Raw genomic sequence first — 24,469 nt, 5'->3', positions numbered from 1 at the left:
TCAGGTCGCGGTGGCCTGGCGCACGGCGCGCTCCCAGCGCGCCATCGATTCCTCGGCCTGCGCGCGGCCCATGGTCGGCATGAAGCGGCGCTCCACCTTCCACAGCTTGGAGAGCTGGCGCGCGTCGGTGTAGACGCCGGTCGACAGTCCCGCCAGGTAGGCTGCGCCCAGTGCGGTGGTCTCGACCACCTCGGGCCGCACCACCGGAATGCCCAGCAGGTCGGCCTGGAACTGCATCAGCAGGTCGTTCACGCTCGCGCCGCCATCCACGCGCAGCTCGGCCACGGGCTTGCCGCCCGCGGCCACCGCGTCGCGGCTCATGGCCTGCAGCAGCGCGGCACTTTGATAGGCGATGCTTTCCAGCGCGGCGCGCGCGATGTGTGCGACCGTGGTGCCGCGCGTGAGGCCGGTGATCGTGCCGCGCGCGTCCGCGTCCCAGTAGGGCGCGCCCAGGCCGGTGAAGGCCGGCACCATCATCACGCCGCCCGCGTCGGGCACGCTCTCGGCCAGCGACTGCACTTCGGCGCTGCCCTTGATGGCCTTGAGGCCGTCGCGCAGCCACTGCACCACGGCGCCGCCGACGAACACGCTGCCTTCCATCGCGTACTGCGGGGTGGCGTCGGTCTGCGCGGCGCTGGTCACGAGCAGGCCGTTGTGCGAGGGCTGGAACGCGCCGCCCGTGTGCATCAGCAGGAAGCAGCCGGTGCCGTAGGTATTCTTGGCCATGCCGGCCTCGAAGCAGGCCTGGCCGAAGAGGGCGCTTTGCTGGTCGCCGGCCACGCCGCCGATGGGCAGCGCGTGGCCCAGCAGCGCGGCGTCGGTGTCGGCAAAGTGCGAACTCGAGGGCTGCACCTTCGGCATCAGCGCGGCGGGGATGTCCAGCGCCTTCAGCAGGTCGGCGTCCCAGTCGTTCGTGTGCACGTTGAAGAGCATGGTGCGCGAGGCGTTGCTCACGTCGGTCACGTGCACCTTGCCGCCGGTGAGCTGCCACATGAGCCAGCTGTCGACCGTGCCGAAGGCGAGTTCGCCGCGTTCGGCCTGGGCGCGCGCGCCGGGCACGTGGTCGAGCAGCCAGCGCAGCTTGGTGCCCGAGAAATACGCGTCGATCACCAGGCCGGTCTTTTCGCGGATGGTGTCGCTCAGGCCCTGCTCGCGCAGCTGCGCGCACAGGGGCTCGGCGCGGCGGTCCTGCCAGACGATGGCGTGGTGCACGGGCTGGCCGGTGGCGCGGTTCCACAGCACGGTGGTCTCGCGCTGGTTGGTGATGCCGATGGCGTGGATGTCGGCGGGCTGCAGCTTCGCCTTGGCCAGCACCTCGCGCGCGGTGGCCAGCTGGCTGCGCCAGATTTCCATCGGGTCGTGCTCGACCCAGCCCGGCTGCGGGTAGATCTGCGTGAGCTCTTTCTGCGCGATGGCGACGATGCGGCCTTCGCGGTCGAACACGATGCTGCGCGAGCTGGAGGTGCCCTGGTCCAGGGCAAGCAGGTAGGTGGTCATTCGATGAGTCTGATGGGGTTCAGTTGTCGCGCGCGATCTCGAGCCGCACCTGCGCGGCGTGCAGCAGGTCGGGGAAGGGCGGCGGCGGCGCGGCGTCGGTGAACAGGCGGTCGATCTGCGAGAGCGTGCCCAGCTGGATCATGGCCGGCCGGTTGAACTTGCTCGCGTCGGCCGCCAGCCACACCTCGCGCGCCTGGGCAATGATGGTCTGTGCGACCTTCACCTCGCGCAGGTCGAAGTCGCGCAGCGAGCCGTCAGCCTCGATGCTCGACACGCCGATGAGCGCGATGTCGACCTTGAACTGGCGGATGAAGTCGATGGTGGCCTCGCCCACCACGGCGCGGTCGCGCGGGCGCACCGAGCCGCCGGCCACGATCACCTCGCAGGCCGTGTTGCCGCTCAGGATGGTCGCCACGTTCAGGTTGTTGGTGATCACGCGCAGGCCCGTGTGGCGCATCAGCGCCTTGGCGATGGCCTCGGTGGTGGTGCCGATGTTCAGGATCAGCGAACAGTCGTTGGGCACCAGCTCGGCCACGCGGCGCGCAATGCGCGCTTTGCCGTCGGCGTTGAGCGTTTCGCGCTGCTGGTAGCCGATGTTCTCGGTGGTCGAGCTGGGCACCCGCACGCCGCCGTGGAAGCGCGTGAGCAAGCCCGCATCGGCCAGCCGCTGCACGTCGCGCCGCACGGTCTGCAGCGTGACGCCCAGCATGTCGGCGAGCTGTTCGACGGTGACCGAACCGCGCGCGCGCACGGTGTCGAGGAGGTTGATCTGGCGCGGGTTGGAGTTCACAGAGGCGTCGTGGAAAGCGGAAAGACTGGGGTCGAGGGTACAGGCCGCGTCACTTTAAAACGAAAGAAAACGAAGCCGAGTAAGGGAAAACTCGGAGGAAAATCGCGCCAAAAGGAATCCAAATGAAAAAACGCGAAAATACAATCTCGGCCTTTGCTGACAAAAGTCACGAACCTACGGACCTCCAGCCTGTGACCGATTTCTCCTCTCCAGCGGCCGAACCCGCCACCGATTGCGATGTGCTGATCGTCGGCGGTGGCATCAACGGCTGCGGCATTGCGCGCGACCTGGCCGGCCGGGGCTGGCGCGTGGTCCTGTGCGAGAAGGACGACCTGGCCTCGCACACGTCGTCGTCTTCCACCAAGCTGATCCACGGCGGGCTGCGCTACCTGGAGTACTACGAGTTCTCGCTGGTGCGCAAGGCGCTGCAGGAGCGCGAGGTGCTGCTCAAGAGCGCGCCGCACATCATGTGGCCGCTGCGCTTCGTGATGCCGCACGACCCCTCGATGCGCCCGGCCTGGATGATCCGCATCGGCCTGTTCATGTACGACCACCTCGCCAAACGCGAGGTGCTGCCGCCGTCGCGCGGCATCGACCTGCGCCAGCACCCGGCCGGCGCGCCGCTCAAGGCACAGTACAAGCGCGGCTTCGTGTACTCCGACGGCTGGGTCGACGACGCGCGGCTGGTGGTGCTCAACGCCATCGATGCGCGCTCGAAGGGCGCCGAAGTGCTCACGCGCACGCGCTGCATCCATGCGCAACGCGGCGCCGACGGCTGGGTCGCCACGCTCGAAGGCCCCGACGGCGCGCACCGCACCGTGCGTGCGCGCGCCGTGGTGAATGCGGCCGGCCCCTGGGCCGAATCCTTCCTGCGCGGCGTGGCCCAGTCGGCGCGCGGCGAGGCGCTGGCCACCAAGAGCCTGCGGCTCGTGAAGGGCAGCCACATCATCGTGCCGCGCCTGTTCGACCACGACCACGCCTACATCTTCCAGAACCCCGACAAGCGGATCATCTTCGCCATTCCCTACCAGGGCGCGTTCACGCTGATCGGCACCACCGACATCGAGATCAGCGGCGACGACCCCGGCGCCGCGCGCATCGCGCAGGAAGAAATCGACTACCTGTGCACCCAGGCCAGCCGCTACTTCGACAAGGCCATCGTGCCGGCCGACGTGGTCTGGACCTACTCGGGCGTGCGCCCGCTGCTGGACGACGCCTCGGGCGACCCCTCGGCCGTCACGCGCGACTACCTGCTCGAATCGAACACCACCGCCGCGCCGCTGCTGTCGGTGTGGGGCGGCAAGATCACGACCTTCCGCAAGCTGGCCGAGGATGCGGCCGACGAGGTCGGCAAGATGCTCGGCCAGTCGGGCGCGCAACGCCCGGCCTGGACCGACGGCGCCTTCTTGGCCGGCGGCGACCTGTCGGCCTGGATCGGCGCGCCCAAGCGCCCCGATGACGACTTCGCCCGCTTCGTGGCCGCCGTGCAGGCGAAATACCCCTGGCTCGACGCCCAGGTCGCGCTGCGGCTGGCGCGGGGCTACGGCGCGCGCGTGGCCGAACTGATCGGCGAGGCCCAGTCGCTGGCCGACATGGGCGCCGAGGTGGCACCCGGCCTGTACGAGCGCGAGCTGCGCTTCCTGCAGGCGCGCGAATGGGCCGTGAGCTCGGACGACGTGCTCTGGCGCCGCACCAAGCTCGGCCTGCACTACACGCCCGCCGAGCGCGAGCAGGTGGCGATCTGGCTGCAGGCCAACGCAAAGAACAACAACGACACCGTGGAAGTGGAGGTGAGCTGATGCAGCTGACTCTGGAGCGCGTCACCAAGAAGGTCGGCGCGCAAACCTGGCTCTACGAGCAGAGCATCGCGCCCCAAAGCGGCGCGGTGACCGTGCTGCTCGGCGCCACGCAGGCCGGCAAGACCAGCCTGATGCGCCTCATGGCCGGGCTCGACACGCCGAGCACCGGGCGTGTGCTGGTGGACGGCAAGGACGTCACCGGCACGCCGGTGCGCGAGCGCAACGTCGCGATGGTCTACCAGCAGTTCATCAACTACCCCTCGCTCAAGGTGGCCGACAACATCGCCTCGCCGCTGAAGCTGCGCGGCGAGTCGAACATCGACGCGCGGGTGAAGGCGCTGGCCGACAAGCTGCACATCGGCATGTTCCTCGACCGCTATCCGCAGGAGCTGTCGGGCGGCCAGCAGCAGCGCGTGGCGCTGGCGCGTGCGCTCGCCAAGAACGCACCGCTCATGCTGCTCGACGAGCCGCTGGTCAACCTCGACTACAAATTGCGCGAAGGCCTGCGCGAAGAACTCACGCAGCTCTTCGCCACCGGCGACTCGACCGTCATCTACGCCACCACCGAGCCCGGCGAAGCACTGCTGCTGGGCGGCTACACGGCCGTGATGGACGCCGGCGAGCTGCTGCAGTACGGCCCGACCGCCGAGGTGTTCCACGCGCCGCAGTCGCTGCGCGTGGCGCGCGCCTTCAGCGATCCGCCGATGAACCTGCTGGCGGGCACGGCTGCGGCCGGCCGCGTGCAACTCGCGGGCGGGCCCGCGCTCACGCTGGCCCTGCCTGAAAGCGTGTCGGGCGCGGTCACCGTCGGCCTGCGCGCGAGTGCCTTGAACGTGAACGCGGGGGAGGGCGACACCGCCTTGCCCGGCAAGGTGGAGCTGGCCGAAATTTCGGGCTCCGACACCTTCGTGCACGTCGACACGGCGGTGGGCGAACTGGTGGCGCAGCTCACCGGTGTGCACCGCTTCGAGCTGGGCGCTTCGATCACGCTGTACTTCAGCGCATCGCAAGCCTATGTGTTCGATGCCGGCGAAAAGCTGGCACTGGCGCCGGCTTGGCGCAAAGGAAGCTAGTCATGGCACGCATCGATCTCGACCTGGCCCACGCCTACCGCGCCAACCCCACGCAGGACAGCGACTACGCGCTGCTCCCGCTGAAGATGAGCTTTCGCGACGGCGGCGCGTATGCCTTGCTCGGCCCCTCGGGCTGCGGCAAGACGACCATGCTCAACATCATCTCGGGCCTGCTCGTGCCTTCGCAAGGCAGCGTGAGCTTCGACGGCCGCGACATGACGCGCGCCACGCCGCAGGAACGCAACATCGCGCAGGTGTTCCAGTTCCCGGTGATCTACGACACCATGACCGTGGCCGAGAACCTGGCGTTCCCGCTGCGCAACCGCAAGGTGCCCGAAGACCAGATCAAGAAGCGCGTCGGCGAGATTGCCGAAATGCTCGACATGAGCGGCCAGCTCAACCAGCGCGCGGCGGGTCTGGCGGCCGACGCCAAGCAGAAGATCTCGCTGGGCCGTGGCCTGGTGCGCAGCGACGTGTCGGCGGTGCTGTTCGACGAACCGCTCACCGTGATCGACCCGCACCTGAAGTGGCAGCTGCGCCGCAAGCTCAAGCAGATCCACCGCGAGCTCAAGCTCACGCTGATCTACGTGACGCACGACCAGGTCGAGGCGCTGACCTTCGCCGAAGAGGTGGTGGTCATGACGCGCGGCAAGGCCGTGCAGGTGGGCAGCGCCGAGGCGCTGTTCGAGCGGCCGGCCCACACCTTCGTCGGCCATTTCATCGGCTCGCCGGGCATGAACTTTTTGTCGGCCCACAGCGCCAACGGCGCACTCGAAGTGGCGGGCACGCCGCTGGTGCCCACGCGCGAGCTGCCGCCCGGCGCGCTCAAGATCGGCATCCGGCCCGAGTACCTGCGCCTGTCGAACGCGGGTGCCGCCGGCGCCGTGCCTGCGGTGGTGAAGCAGGTGCAGGACGTCGGCACGCACGCGATGCTCAGCGCCGAAGTCGACGGTGGCGTGGTCAAGGTGCGCATGCATTCGGACGAACAGCCGCCCTCGGTGGGCGACACGGTGTGGCTGCGGGTGCTCGACACCCACACCTGCTACTACAAGGACGAGGAACTGGTCGCATGAACCCGACGAACAAGCCGATCAACCAGAAGGCGTGGTGGCTCGTGCTGCCCGTGCTGATCTGCGTGGCCTTCTCGGCCATCGTGCCGTTGATGACGGTGGTCAACTACTCGGTGCAGGACATCATCTCGCCCGACCGGCGCGTGTTCGTCGGCACCGAATGGTTCGCCGCCGTGATGCGCGACGATGAGCTGCACCAGGCGCTGTGGCGCCAGCTGGGCTTCTCGCTGTCGGTGCTGCTGGTGGAGATTCCGCTGGGCATCGCGCTCGCGCTGTCGATGCCGGCCACGGGTTGGAAGTCGTCGGCGGTGCTGGTGGTGGTGGCGTTGTCGCTGCTCATTCCATGGAACGTGGTGGGCACCATCTGGCAGATCTACGGCCGCGCCGACATCGGCCTGTTGGGCCACGCGCTGCAGGTCATGGGCATCGAATACAACTACACCGGCAGCGCGACCGACGCCTGGCTCACGGTGCTGGTGATGGACGTGTGGCACTGGACGCCGCTGGTGGCCTTGCTCTGCTACGCCGGCCTGCGCTCCATTCCCGACGCCTACTACCAGGCCGCGCGCATCGACGGCGCCAGCAAGTTCGCGGTGTTCCGCTACATCCAGCTGCCCAAGATGCGTGGCGTGCTGATGATCGCGGTGCTGCTGCGCTTCATGGACAGCTTCATGATCTACACCGAGCCCTTCGTGCTGACGGGCGGCGGGCCGGGCAACGCGACCACCTTCCTGAGCCAGTACCTCACGCAGAAGGCCGTGGGACAGTTCGACCTCGGGCCGGCGGCGGCGTTCTCGCTGATCTATTTCCTGATCATCCTGCTGTTCTGCTTCGTGCTCTACAACTGGATGCAGCGGGTCGGTACACAGGAAGTGGAGAAAGAACAATGAACGAAAAGAGATTCCACAAGCGCAGCATCTTCTTGCTGCTGTACATCCTGTTCGCGCTGCTGCCCATCTACTGGATGGTCAACATGAGCTTCAAGACGAACGAGGAGATCCTGTCGAGCTTCTCGTTCTTCCCGCAGCAGCTCACCTGGGCCAACTACGCGCGCATCTTCACCGACGAGTCGTGGTACTCGGGCTACATCAACAGCCTGATCTACGTGGCGATCAACACGGTGATCTCGCTCACCGTGGCGCTGCCGGCAGCGTATGCGTTCTCGCGCTATTCGTTCCTGGGCGACAAGCACGTGTTCTTCTGGCTGCTGACCAACCGCATGACGCCGCCCGCGGTGTTCCTGCTGCCGTTCTTCCAGCTGTACAGCACCGTGGGCCTCATGGACACGCACCTGGGCGTGGCGCTGGCGCACCTGCTGTTCAACGTGCCGCTGGCGGTGTGGATTCTCGAAGGCTTCATGAGCGGCATCCCGCGCGAGATCGACGAGACGGCGTACATCGACGGCTACTCGTTCCCGCGCTTCTTCCTCACCATCTTCCTGCCGCTCATCAAGGCCGGCGTGGGCGTGGCGGCGTTCTTCTGCTTCATGTTCAGCTGGGTCGAGCTGCTGCTGGCGCGCACGCTCACGAGCGTGAACGCCAAGCCCATCGTGGCGACGATGACGCGCACGGTGAGCGCCTCGGGCATGGACTGGGCGACGCTGGCCGCGGCCGGTGTGCTCACCATCGTGCCGGGCGCGATCGTGATCTGGTTTGTCCGCCACTACATCGCAAAAGGCTTTGCGATGGGGCGCGTCTAAGGAGGTCGAGACATGTTCGACTGGATGGTCTGGACCACCCCGGTGGCCGTTTTCTTCAGCTGCATCGCGCTCATGCTGGTCGGCATGACGGTGTGGGAATTCAAGTCGCCCACCACGATGCGCCGCGGCTGGCTGCCCATTGCCACCACGCGCGGCGACCGGCTCTTCATCGGCCTCTTGTCCGCGGCCTACGTCAACCTGATCTTCGTCGGCCTGGCCGGCAAGGTGCAGGAGTGGCTGAGCCTGGAGGCCGAGCCCTCGATCTGGATCGGCTTCGTGCTGTCGATGTTCGTGCTCGCGCTCGTGATGCGCAAAGGTTAGCCCACCGATTTCGTCAACGCGTCCGGCTCTCCGCCTCCCCGGAGCCGCGATGAAAAAACCGGGGAAGCACAACCGAGGAGACACATTCATGAAGATGCGCTACACGGCATTGGCAATGGCGGCGGCGATGGTCGCCGCGCACGGCGCATGGGCCGCAGAGCCCGAAGCCAAGAAATGGATCGACAGCGAGTTCCAGCCGTCGACCCTGAGCAAGGACCAGCAGGCGGCCGAGATGAAGTGGTTCATCGACGCGGCCAAGAAGCTGCAGGCCAAGGGCGTCAAGGAAATCTCGGTGGTGTCGGAGACCATCACCACGCATGAATACGAATCGAAGACGCTGGCCAAGGCCTTCGAGGAAATCACTGGCATCAAGGTGAAGCACGACCTGATCCAGGAAGGCGACGTGGTCGAGAAGCTGCAGACCTCGATGCAGTCGGGCAAGTCGATCTACGACGGTTGGATTTCCGACTCCGACCTGATCGGCACGCACTACCGCTACGGCAAGATGATGAACCTCACCGACTACATGGCCGGTGCGGGCAAGGAGTACACCAACCCCGGGCTCGACCTCAAGGACTTCATCGGTACCAAGTTCACCACCGCGCCCGACGGCAAGCTCTACCAGCTGCCCGACCAGCAGTTCGCCAACCTGTACTGGTTCCGCGCCGACCTGTTCGATCGCAAGGACCTGAAGGACAAGTTCAAGGCCAAGTACGGCTATGACCTGGGCGTGCCGCTGAACTGGAGCGCCTACGAGGACATCGCCGAGTTCTTCAGCGTCGACGTGAAGACCATCGACGGCAAGCCGATCTACGGCCACATGGACTACGGCAAGAAGGACCCGTCGCTGGGCTGGCGCTTCACCGATGCGTGGCTCTCGATGGCCGGCACCGCCGACATCGGCACCCCCAACGGCATGCCGATCGACGAGTGGGGCATCCGCGTGGCCGACGACAAGTGCACGCCCGTGGGCGCGGCCGTGTCGCGCGGCGGTGCGACCAACTCGCCGGCCGCCGTGTACGCGCTCACCAAGTACATCGACTGGATGAAGAAGTACGCGCCCAAGGAAGCCATGGGCATGACCTTCGGCGAAGCCGGCCCGGTGCCCGCGCAGGGCCAGATCGCCCAGCAGATCTTCTGGTACACGGCCTTCACGGCCGACATGACCAAGAAGGGCCTGCCCGTGGTGAACGAGGACGGCACGCCCAAGTGGCGCATGGCGCCCGGCCCGAACGGCCCGTACTGGAAGCAGGGCATGCAGAACGGCTACCAGGACGTGGGTTCGTGGTCCTTCTTCAACGGCCATGACGCCAACAAGACGGCCGCCGCCTGGCTCTACGCCCAGTTCGTGACCTCCAAGAGCGTCTCGCTCAAGAAGACCATCGTGGGCCTGACCCCGATCCGCGAATCGGACATCCAGAGCAAGGCCATGACCGACATGGCGCCCAAGCTGGGCGGCCTGGTCGAGTTCTACCGCAGCCCGGCCCGCGTGGCATGGACGCCCACCGGCACCAACGTGCCCGACTACCCCAAGCTGGCGCAGCTGTGGTGGAAGAACGTGGCCGAGGCCGTCACGGGCGAGAAGACCCCGCAGAAGGCCATGGACAACCTGGCCGACGAGATGGACAACGTGATGGGCCGCCTGCAACGCGCCGGCATGGCTCATTGCGCGCCCAAGCTCAACCCGAAGGGCGACCCGAACAAGTGGCTCAGCGACCAGCACGCCCCGTGGAAGAAGCTGGCCAACGAGAAGCCCAAGGGCGAGACCATCGACTACAACAAGCTGCTGAGCGCCTGGAAGGCCGGCAAGGTGCGCTGATCGGCGCGTCGCCAGCAGCAATTGCAAACAAGGGCCGCGCCGCGAGGTGCGGCCCTTTTTCGCTTTCTGGCGCCCTGGTTCGTCGGATTCACGCGACGCCATGACCTATGGCAGATGCACCTTTGAAAAGGTTCGCTTACATTCGACGGCCCCCGCCACGGCCCGCCAGTGAATCCAAGTTCTTCCAGCCCCACCGCCAGCCCTCCTGCCATCCCGAGCGCGCGTGTCAAACGCGTCCTGCTGATCCAGTACTCGCAGACCGGGCAACTCGACCGCGTGGCCGGGCAGATCGCCGCGCCGCTGCGCGCCGACCCGGGCATCGAACTGCGCGTGGAGACGCTGCGTCCGCTGCAGCGCTTTCCCTTTCCCTGGCCCTTCCTGACCTTCTTCGACGCGTTCCCCGAGTCGGCCCACCTGAAGCCGGGCCCGCTGGCGCCCTTGACGCTCACGGGCGACGAAGACTTCGACCTCGTCATCCTGCCGTACCAGGTCTGGTTCCTGGCCCCCGCGCAGCCGGTCGTGGCCTTCCTGCAGCACCCCGTGGCGGCGCGGCTGCTCAAGGGAAAACCCGTGGTCACGGTCATTGCCTGCCGCAACATGTGGCTGCTGGCCCATGAAAAGCTCAAGGGCCTGCTCGCCGCCACCGGCGCGCGCCTGATCGACAACGTGGTGCTCACCGACCCCGGCCCCACGCTCGCCACCTTCTTCACCACGCCGGCCTGGCTCATCTGGGGCCGCAAGCGCGGCTTCTGGGGCATGCCCGACGCGGGCCTGAGCGAGGAACAGATCCGCGGCTGCGGCCGCTTCGGCCGGGCCCTGCGCGACGCATTGCACGAAGGCCGCGAGCAGGGCGATGCGCCCCTGCTGGCCGGGCTGGGCGCGGTGCGCGCCCAGGCGCGGCTGCTCATCAGCGAGAAGGCCGGCACGCGCAGCTTCTACCTCTGGGGCAAGCTGATCATGGCGGCCGGCGGGCCGGGCGCGGCGGTGCGCAAACCGCTGCTCTTGCTGTACGTGCTGTTTCTGCTGGCACTGATCGTCACCGTCGTGCCGGTGAGCCTGACGCTGCAGGCCCTGCTGCGGCCGTTGTTCCGAGGGTGGCTGACTAAAATGACGGCTCAATTCGAGCGCCCGTCGGGCTCTGCCACGGACCGGCTCCCTCTCTATGACGACTGATGTTTTCCTGACCCGCACCGCTGCCTTCCTGCCTTTTTCTCCGGTCAGCAACGAAGACATCGAAGAAGTGTTGGGCCGCATCGGCGGCAAGGTGTCGCGTGCGCGACGCCTCATCCTGCGCAGCAACGGCATCCAGTCGCGCCACTACGCCATCGACCGCGCCACCGGCCAGCTGGCCATGACCAACGCACAGCTCACCGCTGCGGCCATCCGCGCGCTGGGCGACGACATCGGCCCGGTCGACTGCCTGGCCACCGGCACCTCGCTGCCCGACCAGCTCATGCCCAACCACGCGGTGATGGTGCACGGCGAACTGGGCTGGCCCCGGCTCGAGGTGGTGGCCTGCGCCGGCATCTGCCTGGCCGGCGCGGCGGCGCTCAAGCATGCGTGGCTGTCGGTGCGCGCGGGCGACGCGCGGCGCGCGGTCGCCACGGGCTCCGAGCTGGCCTCGGCCGTGATGCGCGGCATCAACTTCGAGGCCGAGCTCGAGCACAAGCTCGAAGCGCTCGAAGCCCGCCCGGAGATCGCCTTCGAGAAAGACTTCCTGCGCTGGATGCTGTCCGACGGCGCCGGCGCGGTGCTGCTGGAGCGCGAGCCGCGCGGGCCGCTGTCGCTGCGCGTCGAATGGATCGAGCTGTCGTCGGCGGCGCACGAGCTGCCGGTGTGCATGTACGCCGGCGCCGACAAGAACGAACAGGGCGGCCTCGACGGCTGGGCCCGCACCTCGCCGGCCGACTGGCAGCGCGACTCGACCTTCGCCGTCAAGCAGGACGTGCGCCTGCTCAACGACAACATCGTGCGCGCCACGCTGGCCGAGCCACTGGCCGCCATCATCGAGCGCCGCGGGCTCAAGACCGACGACATCGACTGGTTCCTGCCGCACCTGTCGTCGCACTATTTCGTCGAGCCCGTGGCCGCAAGCCTGGCCGCGCTGGGCCTGCCGATTCCGCGTGAGCGCTGGTTCAGCAACCTCGCGACCAAGGGCAACACGGGCTCGGCCTCGCCGTACATCATGCTCGACGAGCTGTTCCGCTCGGGGCGTATCAAGCCGGGCCAGAAGCTCCTGATGTTTGTCCCGGAAAGCGGCCGCTTCTCCAGCGGCTTCATCTACCTGGAGGCGGTGTAGCCATGGACCTCGATGCCGTGCCCCAAGAGGGCAACGCGACCCTCGCCGGCCATTCCAAGCTGATGTACGCCCGCGACGCGCAAGGCCGCGTCGTCACCACCACCTCGAAGGGCTGGGAGGCGGAAGAGATCGTCACCAGCCACGCGGTCGACGTGCTCATCGAGCAGGCGCAGGAGGCCAAGGCGCGCGTGAAGGCCGGGCTGGCCTCGCCGCTCGAGTACTGGATGTACGAGCGCCGCATGGACGTGGCGCTGCTCTCGCAGACCAGCGGCTTCTGGCAGTGGCGCGTGCGCCGCCACCTGCAGCCGCGCCATTTCGCCGCGCTGTCGCCGGCCCAGCTCGCCCGCTACGGCCAAGCGCTGGGGCTGCCCGTTTCCACCCTGCAAGGCCTGCCGTGAACTTCCAACACCAACAGGCGGCGCACTGCGAAAGCGGCGTCATCTCCAGCCTCATGCGCCACCACGGCGCGCCGATGAGCGAGGCGATGGCGCTGGGGTTGTCGTCGGCGCTGTCGTTCGCCTACCTGCCGTTCATCAAGCTGTCGGGCCTGCCGCTCATCTCGTACCGCATGCCGCCCAAGGCCATCATCAAGGGCCTGCTGGCGCCGATGGCCGCGCGCTTTCGCTTCGAGACCTTCCGCAGCCCGCAGGCCGGGCAGCAGCGGCTGGACGCGCTGCTGGCCGACGGCCAGCTCGTGGGCCTGCAGACCTCGGTCTACTGGCTGCCGTACTTTCCGCCGAACATGCGCTTTCACTTCAACGCGCACAACCTGCTGGTCTACGGCAAGGACGGCGACGACTACCTGATCAGCGACCCGGTGTTCGAGGAGCCCGTGCGCTGCGCCAGCGAAGACCTGTCGCGCGCGCGCTTCGCCAAGGGCGTGCTGGCGCCCAAGGGCCTCATGTACTACCCGCAGGCCATCGAGCGCAAGGCGGTCGACGCCGCCTCGGTCACCAAGGCCATCCGCAAGACCGTGCGCAACATGCTCGCGCCCGTGCCCATCGTCGGCGTGCGCGGCATGCGCACGCTGGCCAAGCGCATGCAGAAGCTGTCGCCCAGCGATCCGCGCAGCGTCGACTTCATCGGCCACCTGGTGCGCATGCAGGAAGAGATCGGTACGGGCGGGGCGGGCTTTCGCTTCATCTACGCGGGCTTCCTGCAGGAGGCGGCGCAGCTGCTCGACAAGCCGCAGCTCACGCAGATGTCCGAACGCCTGATCGCCATCGGCGACGGCTGGCGCGCGTTCGCGCTCAAGGCGGCGCGCATGGTCAAGGGCCGAGAGCCGGTCGATCCGGTGGCACTCGCCGGCAAGTTGCGCGAGCAGGCGCAGCAAGAGGAAACCTTCTTTCGCGACCTCAAGGCCGCCGTCGCCTGATGCTCGAGCTTCACCAGCTCGGCTACCGCTACCCGCACGCTGACAAGGCCGCGCTGGCCGACGTGTCGCTCGCCGTGCCGCGCGGTTGCGTGCTGGGCTTGCTGGGCCCGAACGGCGCCGGCAAGACCACGCTGATCTCGCACCTGTCGGGCGCGCTCGCGGTGCAGTCGGGCGACATCCGCATCGACGGCCAGCCGTTGCAGCAGGTGCGCGCCAAGGCGCCCACGCGCATCGCCGTGGCGCCGCAGGACCAGGCCTTCTATCCGATGCTCACCGTGGCCGAGAACCTGGCGTGTTTCGCCGCGGCCGGCAAACTTTCGGGTGCGCGCAAGAAGTCGCGCATCGACACCTGCACGCAGTTCGCACAGCTCGAGCAGTTCGCGGGCGTGCGTGCCGAGCGGCTCTCGGGCGGCTTGAAGCGCCGCCTGAACCTCGCGATCGCCTTGCTGCCCGAACCCGAGCTGATGCTGTTCGACGAGCCGACGGTGGGCGTCGATCCGCAGTCGCGCGCCTTCATCCTCGATGCGATCAAGAGCCTGGCGCAGGCCGGCGCGGCGGTGATCTACGCCTCGCACTACATGGAAGAGATCGAGGCCATCGCCGACCGCGTCGCCATCCTCGACCAGGGCCGCGTGCTGCGCGAAGGCCCGCTCGATGCGCTGCTGTCGCAAAGCGCGATGCTGCTGACCCTGGCCGCCGACGGGCTCGACGCGCAGAGGCTCTCGCGCTTCGGCACGGTGGAGCAGGGCGCGGCGCACTGGCGCATCCACCTGAACGCAGGCACCGGGCCCGGCCCCGTGCTGGCCGCGCTCGAAGCCGAAGGCATCGAGGTGCGCCAGGCCGAGTTCGGCCGGCACGACCTCGAGCAGCTCTTCATGGCGCTCACGCACCGTTCGCTGCGCGACTGACCGAACGCCATGCTCTTCGCGCTCATCAAGAAAGAACTGCTGGCCCTCGTGCGCGACATGCACGGGCTGGCCGTGCTGTTCGTGATGCCGATGGTGTTCATCGTGCTGATGTCGCTCACGCTGAAGGACATCTACCGCCCGCCGCTGGCCGAGCTGAGCTACGCGGTCGATGCACGCGACAGCGGCACGCCCGCCAAGTGGCTGCTGCAGATCTGGCAGCGCAGCCATGGCGCGCCGCAGCCGCTGGGCAACGACTGGCAGGCGCGGCTGCGCAGCGGCACGCTCAAGTACGTGATCGTGCTGGAGCCGGGCCTGTCGGACGAACTGGAATCGGCCGCGCTCTCCACGCGTGCCCACATCCGCCTGCTGGCCGAACCCGGCATCGACGCCAACCTGTTCAACGCGCTGCGCGCAGAACTCATCGGGGCCTCGGGCGAACTCAAGGCGCGGCTCGCGCTGGCGGTGCCCGGCACGGCCAGCCCCGCGCCCGATGCGTCCATCCAGGCGATGGTGCAGGCCGAGCGCTTTGCCACCGCCGGCCCGCGGCCCACGTCGGTGCAGCAGAACGTGCCGGCCTGGCTGGTGTTCGGCATGTTCTTCGTGGTGGCCTCGCTGTCCAGCCTGTTCGTGCAGGAGCGCGGCTCGGGCGCGCTCGGCCGGCTGCAGAGCCTGGGCGTGTCGCGTTCGATGCTGCTCGCTTCCAAGGCCTTGCCCTACCTCGGCGTGAACGCGCTGCAGGCGCTGCTGATGCTGGCGGCGGGCATCTGGTTCATGCCGCTGATCGGCGGCGACGCGCTCTCGCTTGCGGGCATCCACTGGGGCGGCCTGCTGCTGTCGCTGGTAGCCGTGAGCCTGGCGGCGGTGAGCCTGTCGCTGGCGGTGGCCTGCCTCGTCAAGAGCCATGCGCAGGCCGCCACGCTGGGGCCGATGGTGAATGTGCTGATGGCGGCGGCGGGCGGCATCATGGTGCCCAAGTTCGTCATGCCGGGCTTCATGCAGCGCATGGTCGAAATCTCTCCCATGAACTGGGGGCTCGAAGCGTTGCTCACCGTGCTGCTGCGCGGCGGCGGCGTGGCCGAGGTGCTGCCGCAGGTCGGCCGGCTGGTGGCGTTCGCGGCCCTCATGTTCTTCGTGGCTGTCTTTCTGTTTCGCAGGCGCGCACCGTGACGAGCACCGCTTCTTCTCCTGAATTCATCGCCCGCCTCAAGGCCCTCGTGCTCGAGGCCGTCGAAAAAGACGCGCCGCCCGGCGGCCTCGGCGACGACGAGCCGCTGTTCGGCCCCGAGGCGCGCCTGGACCTCGACTCGCTCGACGCGCTGCAGGTGTCGATGGCGATCCAGCAGCACTTCGGCCTGCGCATGCCCGACAGCAAGGACACGCGCCGCGCCATGACCTCGATCGCGCACCTGGCGGAACACCTGGTGCAAGCGGGCAAGGGATGAGTCCTGTGTACCTGGCCGGCATGGGGCTGGCCTGCGTGCTTGGCGACGATGTGCCGTCGGCGCTCGCGGCACTGCGGCGCGGCGGCGTGCCGCCCACGCCGGTGACGGTGGCCGAGGGCCTGCAGTGGCCGGTCTACACGCTGCCCGTGCCGCCCGGTGACTGGGCGCAGCGCGTGCAGCACACGGTGCGCCGCGTGGTCGCACAGACCGGCGACGGGCTGGACCGGCAGGGGCCGCTGTTCGTGGCGTCGTCGTCGCTCGACATCGGGGCCATGGAGCATGCGCAGCACGACGCGCGGCTCAGCGGCGACCTGCAGGATTTCGCCGACATCGCCGCCGCTGCGCTCGACTGGCAAGGCCCGGTCTTCACCGTCTCGACCGCCTGCACCTCGGCGCTCAACGCGATGCTGGCGGCGGCCGACATGGTGCGCGCGGGCGAGGCCCGCGAAGCTTTGGTGATTGGCGCCGAGCTCGACAACCGCTTCACCGTGGCCGGCTTCGGCGCGATGCAGCTGCTGGCGCCCGACAGCGCGCGGCCCTTCGGCGCGGGACGCCAGGGGCTGGTGCTCGGCGAAGCGGTGGCGGCGCTGCGGCTCCGATCACAACCCGCGCGCTGGGCGCTGCTGGGCGGCGCCAACGTGGTCGACGGGCGCAACCCCTCGGGCACCGAGGCCAGCGCCGTGCGCGCGATGTGCCGCGACACGCTGGCGCGCAGCGGCCTGCAGCCCGCGGACATCGACCTCATCAAGGTGCAGGCCGCCGGCAGCCCGGTCAACGACGCGATCGAGGTCGAGGCGCTGCGGGAGGTGTTCGCGCCGCTGCCGCCGCTGGTGTCGCTCAAGTCGGCGATCGGCCACACGCTGGGCGCGGCCGGGGCAGCGGAGCTGGCCCTGCTGGTCGGCTGCATCGAAGGCGGCGCCTGGCCGTCGGTCGGCTACGCGCTGGACGAGACGCTGGGCATCGCGCTGAGCGACGGGCCGCCGGCGCGGCTGCGTCACATCCTGCTCAACGTGGTGGGCTTCGGCGGCGGGCATGCGTCGCTGGTGCTCAAGGATTGCAACGCCGCATGAGCCACGTCGCAACCCCCTGGCGCACCGTCGCGCATGTCGTGGCGCATCCGCCGCCCGACGACTGGCGCGACGCGCTGGCGACCCGCCTGGGCCGCCGGCCGCGCCGCGTCGGCCTGTGGACCGAGCTGGCGATGTACGGCGCGCTGCGTTGCCTCGACGCGGCCGGCGAAGCCGCGCTGCCGGCGGGCGTGCGCCTGCGCGTGACCAGCCGGCGCGGCGCGTGGGAGGCCACGCGCGCGGGGCTGGCGCAGCTCGACGCGGGCTTGCCGATGCCCTTCACCTTCATGCAGGGCCAGCCCGCGCTGATGCTGGCCGAGGTCGGCCGCTGCCTCGACTGGCAGGGCGACGCGAGCTTCATGCTGTGCCGCGATCTCGCGCGTCCGCTGGCGCTGTCGCAGCTGGGTGCGGGGCGCGACGGGCTGCTGTTCGGTGTGGTGGAGGAGACGTTCGGCGACGTGCCGCCGCGCTCCGAATGGTGGCGGCTGGTGCCGACCGATCAGGCGGCGATCGAACGCTGAAGGTTCTCGCGCGCCCGCGCTTCGAGCAGTGCGTGCAGGCGCGGCGTGGCGTAGATCGCCGGGCGGTCGAGAAAGCGCTGGAGGATCGCGCGCCGGCGCGGCAGGCGAATCTCCTCGGGAACGAAACCGTATTCCGCATGCACCTGGCGCTCGTACTCGTCGAAGCGCGCGCGCTCGGCGCCGAGGATCGACAGGTCGATGTCGATCAGCAGCTCGGCGTCGCGGCCCTCGGGCACGGCGTCGTGGCGCGTGGCCATGACGAGTGCGTGGACGCGTTCGGCCGACGCTGTGTCCACACCGGCGACCTGCAACGCCTGCCGCGCCCAGTCGGCGCTGCGCGCTTCGTTGTCATGCGCATGCACGTCGTAGATCGCGTCGTGGAACCACAGTGCCAGCGCCACCTCGCCGGGGCGTTCGGCCAGCGCCTGTTCCTGGTCGAACCACGCGAGGCATTCGCCCAGGTGCTGCATCGTGTGGTAGTGGCGCTGCGGCTCGCCGTAGCGGCGTTGCAGTTCGAGCCGCAATGCGTCGTCGGGCGCGGCCACGCCCAGCGCGTGCCAGGCGGCGGTCCAGTTCGCGTGCAGCGCCTGCGGTGTCATCGCGGCTATTGCTCCATCGCGGCCTTGACCTCCTGGCCCAGGTCGAGCACCGACATCGCGTAGTAGCTGCTCCAGTTGTAGCGCGTGATCACGTAGAAGTTGCGCGTGCCGGCAACGTAGGTCGGCGGTGCGTCGAGGCCGTTCTGCAGCTCGATGAGCGCCAGCAGGCCCTTGTGCTTCAGGCCTTCGCCCTCGGGCACGGCGCCCGCGGCGACGAAGCTGTCGGCGCTGAAGGTCGGCAGGATGTCGGGCGCCAGCAGCAGCGCCTTCTTCAGGCGCGCTTCCTCGAAATGCACCGGATAGATCGACGGCATGCCCGGCGTCCAGCCGAAGCCCTTGAAGTAGCTCGCCACCGAGCCGATCACGTCGACCGGGTTGTTCACGAGGTCGATGCGGCCGTCGCCGTCGAAGTCGACCGCGTACTTGGCGATGCTGCTGGGCATGAACTGCGGCATGCCCATGGCGCCGGCGTAGCTGCCCACGGGCGTGAGCGGGTCGTCGGCGGTGCGGCTTTCGGTGCTCAGGAAGCTTTCGAGCTCGCCGCGGAAGAAGGCGATGCGCTCGGCCGCGCGCGGGTGGCCCTGCGGGAAGTCGAAGGATAGCGTGGCCAGCGCATCGATCACGCGGAAGTTGCCCATGTTGCGGCCGTAGATGGTCTCGACGCCGACGATGCCGACGATGATTTCCGGCGGCACGCCGTAGGTGGCCTCGGCGCGCGCGAGCGTGTCGGCATTGGCGCGCCAGAAGCGCACGCCGGCCGCGATGCGCACCGGGTCGATGAAGCGGCTGCGGTAGGTCTGCCAGTTCTTCACCGTGCCGACCGGGCCCGGCAGCATCAGGCGTGGCACGTTGGGCAGGAAGCGCGCGGCACCGATGGTGGCGCGCACCCAGTCGCGGTCGAGGTTGCGGCGCTGGGCGACGTCGTCGGCGAACGCCATGGCGTCGTCGCGCGTGGCGTAGGGGGTGCTGCCACGCACCGGCGTGACGGCGGGGCGGCCATTGGCCTGGGGCTTCTGGGCCAGGGCGCCCGTGGGCCAGGCGACGCAGGCGGCGAGGAGGGCGGTGGCGGCCACTGCGGCGCGCAAGGGCGTGGGAAAGGCGTGTGACATGGGCACGATTGTGCCGCCCGTGCGCATGCGCACTTTCGGGGGACACATGTGGTTGCAGCCGCGCGTCAGGCGCGCGGCGGCGTGGGCGGCCAGGGCAGCCGGCGGAACTCGGCGCGCAGCGCGGCGAGCGAGGCCGATGGGCCGGACGCGGCGGGCGCGTAGCGCTGGGCTTCGAGCTTCAGCAGCCAGTCGCGCACGGCCTGCGCGGCGGGCCCGAAGCGGGCGTCGGCGGCCTGGGCCATCTGACGCGGCGGCGCGGTCTCGGGCAGCGGCAGGCCGGCCTTGGCCAGGCGCGCGCGGGCTCGCCCGAGCAGGCGCAGCCACGGGTCGTGCCGGCTGCGCTCCCACAGCGTCCAGCCGGCGCCGGCCAGGCTCGCGGCCACCAGCAGGTACAGCAGCACGTAGCCCAGGTCTTCCAGGCTCGGGGCGTTGAAGCCGAGGGTCTTGAGCAGGTCGAGCTGGCGGCTTTGCGTGTAGTTGAGCACCCACTGGTTCCAGCCGTTGTTCACGGCCTCCCAGGCGGCGCGCAGGTTCTGCACCAGCGTCGGGCTCATGACGCCGATGGCGCCTGCGAACAGTCCGGGCTGCGGCGTGAGGCGCTGGAACTGCCCGATGCGCCCCGGCGCGACCGAGCCGGTCGGGTCGACGCGCACCCAGCCCGCGCCCTCTTGCCACACCTCGGCCCAGGCGTGCGCGTCGCTCTGGCGCACCACCCAGTAGTTGTCGACGTTGTTGAGCTCGCCGCCCTGGTAGCCGGTGACGATGCGTGCAGGGATTTGCAGGTGGCGCATCAGCACCACGAAGGCCGAGGCGATGTGCTCGCAGAAGCCTTCCTTGCGGTCGAACCAGAACTCGTCGGCAGTCTCGTTGCCGTACACGCCGGGCTGCAGCGTGTAGGTGTAGCCGCCGGTGCGCAGACGTTGCAGCGCGGCCTGCACGAAGGCCTGTGCATCGGCGCCGGCCAGCGTGGGGTCGGCGCGCATCTGGGCGGCGAGTGCGGCGGTGCGTGGGTTGCTGCCGGGCGGCAGCACCAGGTAGGGCTGGAGCCGGCCACCCGTGCGCACGATCGGGCCGCTCTGGAACTGCGGGTGGCTCTCGGCGCGGTAGCGCACGAGGTCGGTGATCGGGCGGTTCACGAACCACTGCAGGTCGGGCGTGCCGGTGACCTCGTAGCCGGGCACCACGGGCGCGCGCGGCGCGGCGTCGAGCGTGAGCAGCCACGGGCGCTGGCTGGCCTCGAGCGTGACCTCGTAGCGCACCGGCTCGCCGTGCGTGCGCAGGTTCGGCATCGCCTGCCCGCTGCGCGCCCAGGTCGGCAGCGCGGTCCATTCGCGGCCGTCGAACTGCGCCAGCACGGGGCCGCGGAAGTACAGCTGGCTTTGGGGCGGCGCGCGATTGCCGTCGAACTTGATGCGTGCGGCGATGCTCCCGTCGAGCGCCAGCTCGGCGATGGTGCCGACCCGCATCGTGTTCGACAGGCCGCTGCGCCCGGCCATGGCGTCGCCGGGCGTGCCCCACAGCGGCGCGAAGCGCGGGAACAGCAGGAACAGGGCGAGCATCACGGGCGCGCCCGCCAGCGCCATCCAGCCGGCCATGCGCGCGGCCTGCGTCAGCGGCGGCCGGCCCACGGGCATGTGGGCGTTGACCAGCGCCGTCAGCAGGCCCAGCAGCGCCAGCAGCATGGTGAAGGCGGTGAGCAGCGACTGCGAATAGAAGAAGTTCGTGAGCATCGCGAAGAAGCCCAGGAAGAAGACCACGAAGGCGTCGCGCCGCGCGCGCAGCTCCAGCGTCTTGAGCGCCAGCAGGCATACGACCAGCGTGACGCCCGCGTCGCGGCCCAGCAGCGTGCGGTGGGTGGCGTAGGTGGCGGCCAGCGCCAGCGCCAGCAGCGCGATGCGCCACCACTTGCTGGGCAGCGGGCGCGCCTGCACCGCCAGCGAGGCGCGCCACAGCAGCACCATGGCGGTGATGGCCGAGCACCACCAGGGCAGCTCGTCCACCTGCGGCAGCAGGATGAGGCCGATGACGCAGAGCAGGAACAGCGTGTCCCGTGCGTCCCTCGGCAGCGCGGTGAGTTCGCGTACGACCCGGTTCATGCGGCAGCCCCGTTCATGCGCACAGCGCCAGCGCCTCGAGGCAGGCGCGGCGGTGCGCCTCGCCCTGCGACGGTTTCACCGTGCGGCCGGCGACGCGCACGCCGTAGTCGACGCCGAGCCGGTCGGCCATCAGCACCCAGGCGCACAGGCGCGAGAGGCGGGCCTCGATGTCGGGCAGCGCGGCGGCGTGCGCGTCGAGCCAGAGCTCTTCGCGCTGCGTGTGTTGCGTGTCGCGGCTCACCAGGTCTTCGGAGCCGTTGGCCTGCGCGCGGGCCGCTTTCTTCCAGACCACGAGCTTGAGCGGATCGCCGCGGCGGTAGGCGCGCACGCCGTCGTACTCGCCGGCGTTTTGCGCCCGCACCGCGGCCGACGCGGCGGCGGGCCCGGAGAGCGGCTCGCCCGCCGGCAGCGGCGGCGGATGGGCCTCGGGCGTCGGGTACACGAGCAGCTGCGCGGCCGGGCGCCAGACCGTCCAGACGCGGAAGGTGCCGAGCGGAAAGCGCGTCTCGGCGGTCAGCGGCGGCACCGGGTGCAGGCCGCGCCGCTCGGGCTGGAAGGCGATCTCCACCGTGGCCGTGCCTTCGGCGGGCACGTCGGTCCAGGCCCACTGGCCGCTGCCGCGCACGGCCATGCCGATGCCGTAGCGCACGCTGCGTCGTTCGTTGTGCAGCACCACGCGCAGCACCGCCGCGGCGCCCGCGAACTGCGCCTCGGGGGGCACCATGCGCAGCGCCAGCCCGCGCAGCGTGGCGTGGCACACATGCATGCCCACGGCGACGCTGCCGGCCAGCAGGAAGGTCAGCAGGTAGCCCAGGTTGAGCTGGTAGTTGATCGACGCCACCAGCAGCACCAGCAGCGTGGCCGCCAGCGTCCAGCCGGCGCGCGTGGGCACGATGTAGACGTTGCGCTGGGTGAGTTCGAGCGTGTCCGACGGGGGCCGGCGCGAGAGGAACCAGCCGTCGATGCGCGAGCGCAGGACGCCGACAGGGCTCACGGCAGCGGCACCTCGGCGATCATGGCGCGCACCTGTTCGACGGCGCCGCGACCAGCATCGCCCACGGGCGTGAGGCGGTGCGCGATGGTCTGCGGCAGCACGGCCTGCACGTCGTCGGGCGCCACGTAGTTCCGGTTGGCCAGGAGCGCCTGCGCCTTGGCGGCGCGCAGCACGGCGATGCCCGCGCGCGGCGACAGGCCCTGCAAAAACCAGCGGCCCGAACGGGTCGCGGCGATCAGGTCCTGCAGGTAGTTCAGCAGCGGCTCGGCCGCATGCACCTGCTGCACGCGCTGCTGCAGGGCGGTGAGTTCGCCGGCGGTCAGCATCGCGGGCAGGCCGGCGAGCATCTCGCGGCGGTCGGCGCCGGCCAGCAGCTGGCGCTCGGCCGCGCGGTCGGGGTAGCCCAGCGAGATGCGCATCAGGAAGCGGTCGAGCTGCGACTCGGGCAGCGCGAAGGTGCCGAGCTGGTCCTGCGGGTTCTGCGTGGCGATCACGAAGAAGGGCGAGGGCAGGGGGCGGGTCTCGCCTTCGACGGTGACCTGCTTTTCTTCCATCGCCTCGAGCAGCGCGCTCTGGGTCTTGGGGCTGGCGCGGTTGATCTCGTCGGCCAGCAACACCTGCGCAAAGATCGGCCCGGGGTGGAACACGAAGGCCTGCTGGCCCCGGTCGTAGATCGCCACGCCCGACAGGTCGCCCGGCATCAGGTCGGCCGTGAACTGCACGCGCGAGAACTGCAGGCCGAAGGTGTGCGACAGCGCATGGGCCAGGGTGGTCTTGCCGACCCCCGGCACGTCCTCGATCAGCAGGTGCCCGCCCGCCAGCAGACAGGCCACGCAGTCGCGCACCTGGGCCTCTTTGCCAACAATCACCGTGTTAAGCTGACTCAGCAAAGTGGCTAGCTTCGCAGCAACGTCCATATTTGTATCCATATGCAAACGATACCGTAAGACCTTGCGGCCCCATGCTGCGTGAGGTCTAGACGCGACGACACGAGACACGGCGAGAGATGGGCAAGACAGGCTACTTCACGCATCGCGACTTCTGGAAGCACGACATGGGCAACGGGCATCCCGAATGCCCCGAGCGGCTGGATGCCATCGAAGACCGGCTGCTGTTGACCGGCGTCGGCGACGCGCTGGCGCGGGGCGAGGTGCCCCTGGCCACGCTGGAACAGATCACCCGGGCCCACAGCCACGCGCATGTCGAACACCTCGAGGAACTGCAGCAGCGCCTCGTGGCCGACGCGCCCGCCGGCGGCCCCGACCATGCGCAGGTCGACCCCGACACCGTGCTCACCCGCTTCACCCTGCTGGCCGCGCGCCGCGCCGCGGGCGCTGCCGTGGCGGCCACCGACGCCGTGATGGCCGGCGAGATCGAGAACGCCTTCTGCCCCGTGCGCCCGCCGGGCCACCATGCCTGCCGGGAGCAGGCCATGGGCTTCTGCTTCTTCAACAACGTGGCCATCGCCGCGCGGCACGCGCTCGAGGTGCACGGCCTGGACCGCGTGGCCATCGTCGATTTCGACGTGCACCACGGCAACGGCACCGAGAACATCCTGTCGAACGACCCGCGCGTGCTGATGGTCGGGTTCTTCCAGCACCCGTTCTATCCGTACAGCGGCACCGAGCACCCGGCCTCGAACATGCTGAACCTGCCGATCCCGGCCTACACCAAGGGCATGGACGTGCGCGAGCTGGTCGAGGCGATCTGGATGCCCCGGCTCGAGGCCTTCAAGCCGCAGATGGTGTTCATCAGCGCCGGTTTCGACGCCCACCGCGAGGACGAGCTGGGTCAGCTCGGCCTCAACGAAAACGACTTCGCCTGGATCACCGGCTGCGTGCGCGATGTCGCCAAGCGCCATGCGCGCGGGCGCATCGTCTCGCTGCTCGAGGGCGGCTATCACCTGGACGCCCTGGCGCGCAGCGTGGAAGCGCACATCCGCGTGCTGGCGGACCTGTAACCCGGTTGGCGCCCGCGGGGCGCCCTGTTTC

The 24,469-nt window shown here is 69.3% G+C and carries 24 protein-coding genes; 17 read left to right on the top strand and 7 right to left on the bottom strand.

Annotation, left to right across the window (positions count from 1 at the left end):
* Together glpK and AC07YS_RS25510 are read right to left on the bottom strand one after the other, a co-directional pair.
* Positions 1-1,497: a glycerol kinase GlpK gene (gene glpK / locus AC07YS_RS25515; protein ID WP_495269458.1), complete on the bottom strand. Its 1,497-nt coding sequence runs from the start codon at positions 1,495-1,497 to the stop codon at positions 1-3.
* A 19-nt stretch (positions 1,498-1,516) separates the two neighbouring features.
* Positions 1,517-2,287: a DeoR/GlpR family DNA-binding transcription regulator gene (locus AC07YS_RS25510; RefSeq protein WP_062476748.1), complete on the bottom strand. Its 771-nt coding sequence runs from the start codon at positions 2,285-2,287 to the stop codon at positions 1,517-1,519.
* Between the two features lie 122 nt (positions 2,288-2,409).
* Between AC07YS_RS25510 and glpD the strand changes: the two genes are divergently transcribed.
* The 16 genes from glpD to AC07YS_RS25430 all read left to right on the top strand — a co-directional run bounded on the left by glpD (position 2,410) and on the right by AC07YS_RS25430 (position 17,680).
* Positions 2,410-4,086, top strand: a complete 1,677-nt coding sequence (gene glpD / locus AC07YS_RS25505; RefSeq protein ID WP_495269457.1) for a glycerol-3-phosphate dehydrogenase — start codon at positions 2,410-2,412, stop codon at positions 4,084-4,086.
* Positions 4,086-5,159, top strand: coding sequence for an ABC transporter ATP-binding protein (locus AC07YS_RS25500; RefSeq protein ID WP_495269456.1), 1,074 nt, complete (start codon positions 4,086-4,088; stop codon positions 5,157-5,159). Before glpD ends, AC07YS_RS25500 begins: the two co-directional genes overlap by 1 nt.
* A 2-nt stretch (positions 5,160-5,161) precedes the next feature.
* Positions 5,162-6,232, top strand: coding sequence for an ABC transporter ATP-binding protein (locus AC07YS_RS25495; protein WP_062476739.1), 1,071 nt, complete (start codon positions 5,162-5,164; stop codon positions 6,230-6,232).
* Positions 6,229-7,119 carry a carbohydrate ABC transporter permease gene (locus AC07YS_RS25490; RefSeq protein WP_062476737.1) on the top strand — a complete coding sequence of 297 codons (891 nt, stop codon included), beginning with the start codon at positions 6,229-6,231 and terminating at the stop codon, positions 7,117-7,119. The genes AC07YS_RS25495 and AC07YS_RS25490 overlap by 4 nt, the downstream gene beginning before the upstream one ends.
* Positions 7,116-7,928, top strand: coding sequence for a carbohydrate ABC transporter permease (locus tag AC07YS_RS25485; protein ID WP_062476734.1), 813 nt, complete (start codon positions 7,116-7,118; stop codon positions 7,926-7,928). Before AC07YS_RS25490 ends, AC07YS_RS25485 begins: the two co-directional genes overlap by 4 nt.
* A 12-nt stretch (positions 7,929-7,940) precedes the next feature.
* Positions 7,941-8,249, top strand: coding sequence for a DUF2160 domain-containing protein (locus AC07YS_RS25480; protein WP_062476731.1), 309 nt, complete (start codon positions 7,941-7,943; stop codon positions 8,247-8,249).
* 88 nt (positions 8,250-8,337) lie between these two features.
* Entirely contained in the window at positions 8,338-10,068 is a 1,731-nt protein-coding gene (locus tag AC07YS_RS25475; protein WP_495269455.1) for an ABC transporter substrate-binding protein, read from the top strand.
* Positions 10,069-10,236: 168 nt separating this feature from the next.
* Positions 10,237-11,241 carry a dialkylresorcinol condensing enzyme gene (locus AC07YS_RS25470; protein ID WP_495269453.1) on the top strand — a complete coding sequence of 335 codons (1,005 nt, stop codon included), beginning with the start codon at positions 10,237-10,239 and terminating at the stop codon, positions 11,239-11,241.
* Complete coding sequence (locus AC07YS_RS25465; RefSeq protein ID WP_062476726.1) at positions 11,231-12,367, top strand: beta-ketoacyl-ACP synthase III; 1,137 nt, start codon at positions 11,231-11,233, stop codon at positions 12,365-12,367. Before AC07YS_RS25470 ends, AC07YS_RS25465 begins: the two co-directional genes overlap by 11 nt.
* Before the next feature lie 2 nt (positions 12,368-12,369).
* A complete protein-coding gene (locus tag AC07YS_RS25460; RefSeq protein ID WP_095947356.1) occupies positions 12,370-12,765 on the top strand; it encodes a DarG family dialkylresorcinol biosynthesis protein in 396 nt (131 codons plus the stop codon).
* Positions 12,762-13,742, top strand: coding sequence for a BtrH-related acyltransferase DarH (gene darH / locus AC07YS_RS25455; RefSeq protein WP_070059462.1), 981 nt, complete (start codon positions 12,762-12,764; stop codon positions 13,740-13,742). Before AC07YS_RS25460 ends, darH begins: the two co-directional genes overlap by 4 nt.
* Entirely contained in the window at positions 13,742-14,650 is a 909-nt protein-coding gene (locus AC07YS_RS25450) for an ABC transporter ATP-binding protein (protein WP_495269452.1), read from the top strand. The genes darH and AC07YS_RS25450 overlap by 1 nt, the downstream gene beginning before the upstream one ends.
* 9 nt (positions 14,651-14,659) lie before the next feature.
* A complete protein-coding gene (locus AC07YS_RS25445) occupies positions 14,660-15,817 on the top strand; it encodes an ABC transporter permease (RefSeq protein ID WP_495269451.1) in 1,158 nt (385 codons plus the stop codon).
* Complete coding sequence (locus AC07YS_RS25440) at positions 15,814-16,092, top strand: acyl carrier protein (protein WP_495269450.1); 279 nt, start codon at positions 15,814-15,816, stop codon at positions 16,090-16,092. The genes AC07YS_RS25445 and AC07YS_RS25440 overlap by 4 nt, the downstream gene beginning before the upstream one ends.
* Positions 16,089-17,162: a beta-ketoacyl synthase N-terminal-like domain-containing protein gene (locus AC07YS_RS25435; protein WP_495269449.1), complete on the top strand. Its 1,074-nt coding sequence runs from the start codon at positions 16,089-16,091 to the stop codon at positions 17,160-17,162. The genes AC07YS_RS25440 and AC07YS_RS25435 overlap by 4 nt, the downstream gene beginning before the upstream one ends.
* A complete protein-coding gene (locus AC07YS_RS25430; RefSeq protein ID WP_495269448.1) occupies positions 17,159-17,680 on the top strand; it encodes a hypothetical protein in 522 nt (173 codons plus the stop codon). The genes AC07YS_RS25435 and AC07YS_RS25430 overlap by 4 nt, the downstream gene beginning before the upstream one ends.
* Here AC07YS_RS25430 and AC07YS_RS25425 read toward each other — a convergent pair.
* The 5 genes from AC07YS_RS25425 to AC07YS_RS25405 form a co-directional block, all read right to left on the bottom strand.
* Positions 17,659-18,279 (bottom strand): HD domain-containing protein, encoded by a 621-nt coding sequence (locus AC07YS_RS25425; protein WP_495269447.1) that lies wholly within the window; start codon positions 18,277-18,279, stop codon positions 17,659-17,661. The two genes, AC07YS_RS25430 and AC07YS_RS25425, sit on opposite strands and share 22 nt — an antisense overlap.
* A 5-nt stretch (positions 18,280-18,284) precedes the next feature.
* Positions 18,285-19,388, bottom strand: coding sequence for a lytic murein transglycosylase B (gene mltB / locus AC07YS_RS25420; RefSeq protein WP_492685263.1), 1,104 nt, complete (start codon positions 19,386-19,388; stop codon positions 18,285-18,287).
* Positions 19,389-19,453: 65 nt separating this feature from the next.
* Positions 19,454-21,484: a transglutaminase TgpA family protein gene (locus AC07YS_RS25415; RefSeq protein ID WP_495269446.1), complete on the bottom strand. Its 2,031-nt coding sequence runs from the start codon at positions 21,482-21,484 to the stop codon at positions 19,454-19,456.
* Between the two features lie 13 nt (positions 21,485-21,497).
* Positions 21,498-22,478 (bottom strand): DUF58 domain-containing protein, encoded by a 981-nt coding sequence (locus AC07YS_RS25410; RefSeq protein ID WP_495264522.1) that lies wholly within the window; start codon positions 22,476-22,478, stop codon positions 21,498-21,500.
* Positions 22,475-23,395: an AAA family ATPase gene (locus tag AC07YS_RS25405; protein WP_062482262.1), complete on the bottom strand. Its 921-nt coding sequence runs from the start codon at positions 23,393-23,395 to the stop codon at positions 22,475-22,477. Before AC07YS_RS25405 ends, AC07YS_RS25410 begins: the two co-directional genes overlap by 4 nt.
* A gap of 89 nt (positions 23,396-23,484) precedes the next feature.
* Between AC07YS_RS25405 and AC07YS_RS25400 the strand changes: the two genes are divergently transcribed.
* Entirely contained in the window at positions 23,485-24,438 is a 954-nt protein-coding gene (locus tag AC07YS_RS25400) for a histone deacetylase family protein (RefSeq protein WP_495269445.1), read from the top strand.
* Positions 24,439-24,469 lie beyond the last annotated feature (31 nt).

Source organism: Variovorax sp. GW458-11-26-14-LB1 (assembly GCF_059423965.1).
Note: the sequence above shows the minus strand (reverse complement) of the source record. Positions and strands in the feature narration are given on the sequence as shown.

Excerpts from the sequence above, each read along its gene's own strand:
- AC07YS_RS25435 (WP_495269449.1), top strand. The coding sequence starts at position 16,089 with ATGAGTCCTGTGTACCTGGCCGGCATGGGGCTGGCCTGCGTGCTTGGC.
- AC07YS_RS25425 (WP_495269447.1), bottom strand. The coding sequence starts at position 18,279 with ATGACACCGCAGGCGCTGCACGCGAACTGGACCGCCGCCTGGCACGCG.
- AC07YS_RS25430 (WP_495269448.1), top strand. The coding sequence starts at position 17,159 with ATGAGCCACGTCGCAACCCCCTGGCGCACCGTCGCGCATGTCGTGGCG.
- AC07YS_RS25405 (WP_062482262.1), bottom strand. The coding sequence starts at position 23,395 with ATGGACGTTGCTGCGAAGCTAGCCACTTTGCTGAGTCAGCTTAACACG.
- AC07YS_RS25445 (WP_495269451.1), top strand. The coding sequence starts at position 14,660 with ATGCTCTTCGCGCTCATCAAGAAAGAACTGCTGGCCCTCGTGCGCGAC.
- AC07YS_RS25480 (WP_062476731.1), top strand. The coding sequence starts at position 7,941 with ATGTTCGACTGGATGGTCTGGACCACCCCGGTGGCCGTTTTCTTCAGC.
- glpD (WP_495269457.1), top strand. The coding sequence starts at position 2,410 with ATGAAAAAACGCGAAAATACAATCTCGGCCTTTGCTGACAAAAGTCAC.
- AC07YS_RS25465 (WP_062476726.1), top strand. The coding sequence starts at position 11,231 with ATGACGACTGATGTTTTCCTGACCCGCACCGCTGCCTTCCTGCCTTTT.
- AC07YS_RS25460 (WP_095947356.1), top strand. The coding sequence starts at position 12,370 with ATGGACCTCGATGCCGTGCCCCAAGAGGGCAACGCGACCCTCGCCGGC.
- AC07YS_RS25500 (WP_495269456.1), top strand. The coding sequence starts at position 4,086 with ATGCAGCTGACTCTGGAGCGCGTCACCAAGAAGGTCGGCGCGCAAACC.
- AC07YS_RS25485 (WP_062476734.1), top strand. The coding sequence starts at position 7,116 with ATGAACGAAAAGAGATTCCACAAGCGCAGCATCTTCTTGCTGCTGTAC.
- AC07YS_RS25415 (WP_495269446.1), bottom strand. The coding sequence starts at position 21,484 with ATGAACCGGGTCGTACGCGAACTCACCGCGCTGCCGAGGGACGCACGG.
- AC07YS_RS25450 (WP_495269452.1), top strand. The coding sequence starts at position 13,742 with ATGCTCGAGCTTCACCAGCTCGGCTACCGCTACCCGCACGCTGACAAG.
- glpK (WP_495269458.1), bottom strand. The coding sequence starts at position 1,497 with ATGACCACCTACCTGCTTGCCCTGGACCAGGGCACCTCCAGCTCGCGC.
- AC07YS_RS25495 (WP_062476739.1), top strand. The coding sequence starts at position 5,162 with ATGGCACGCATCGATCTCGACCTGGCCCACGCCTACCGCGCCAACCCC.
- mltB (WP_492685263.1), bottom strand. The coding sequence starts at position 19,388 with ATGTCACACGCCTTTCCCACGCCCTTGCGCGCCGCAGTGGCCGCCACC.
- AC07YS_RS25400 (WP_495269445.1), top strand. The coding sequence starts at position 23,485 with ATGGGCAAGACAGGCTACTTCACGCATCGCGACTTCTGGAAGCACGAC.
- AC07YS_RS25490 (WP_062476737.1), top strand. The coding sequence starts at position 6,229 with ATGAACCCGACGAACAAGCCGATCAACCAGAAGGCGTGGTGGCTCGTG.
- AC07YS_RS25475 (WP_495269455.1), top strand. The coding sequence starts at position 8,338 with ATGAAGATGCGCTACACGGCATTGGCAATGGCGGCGGCGATGGTCGCC.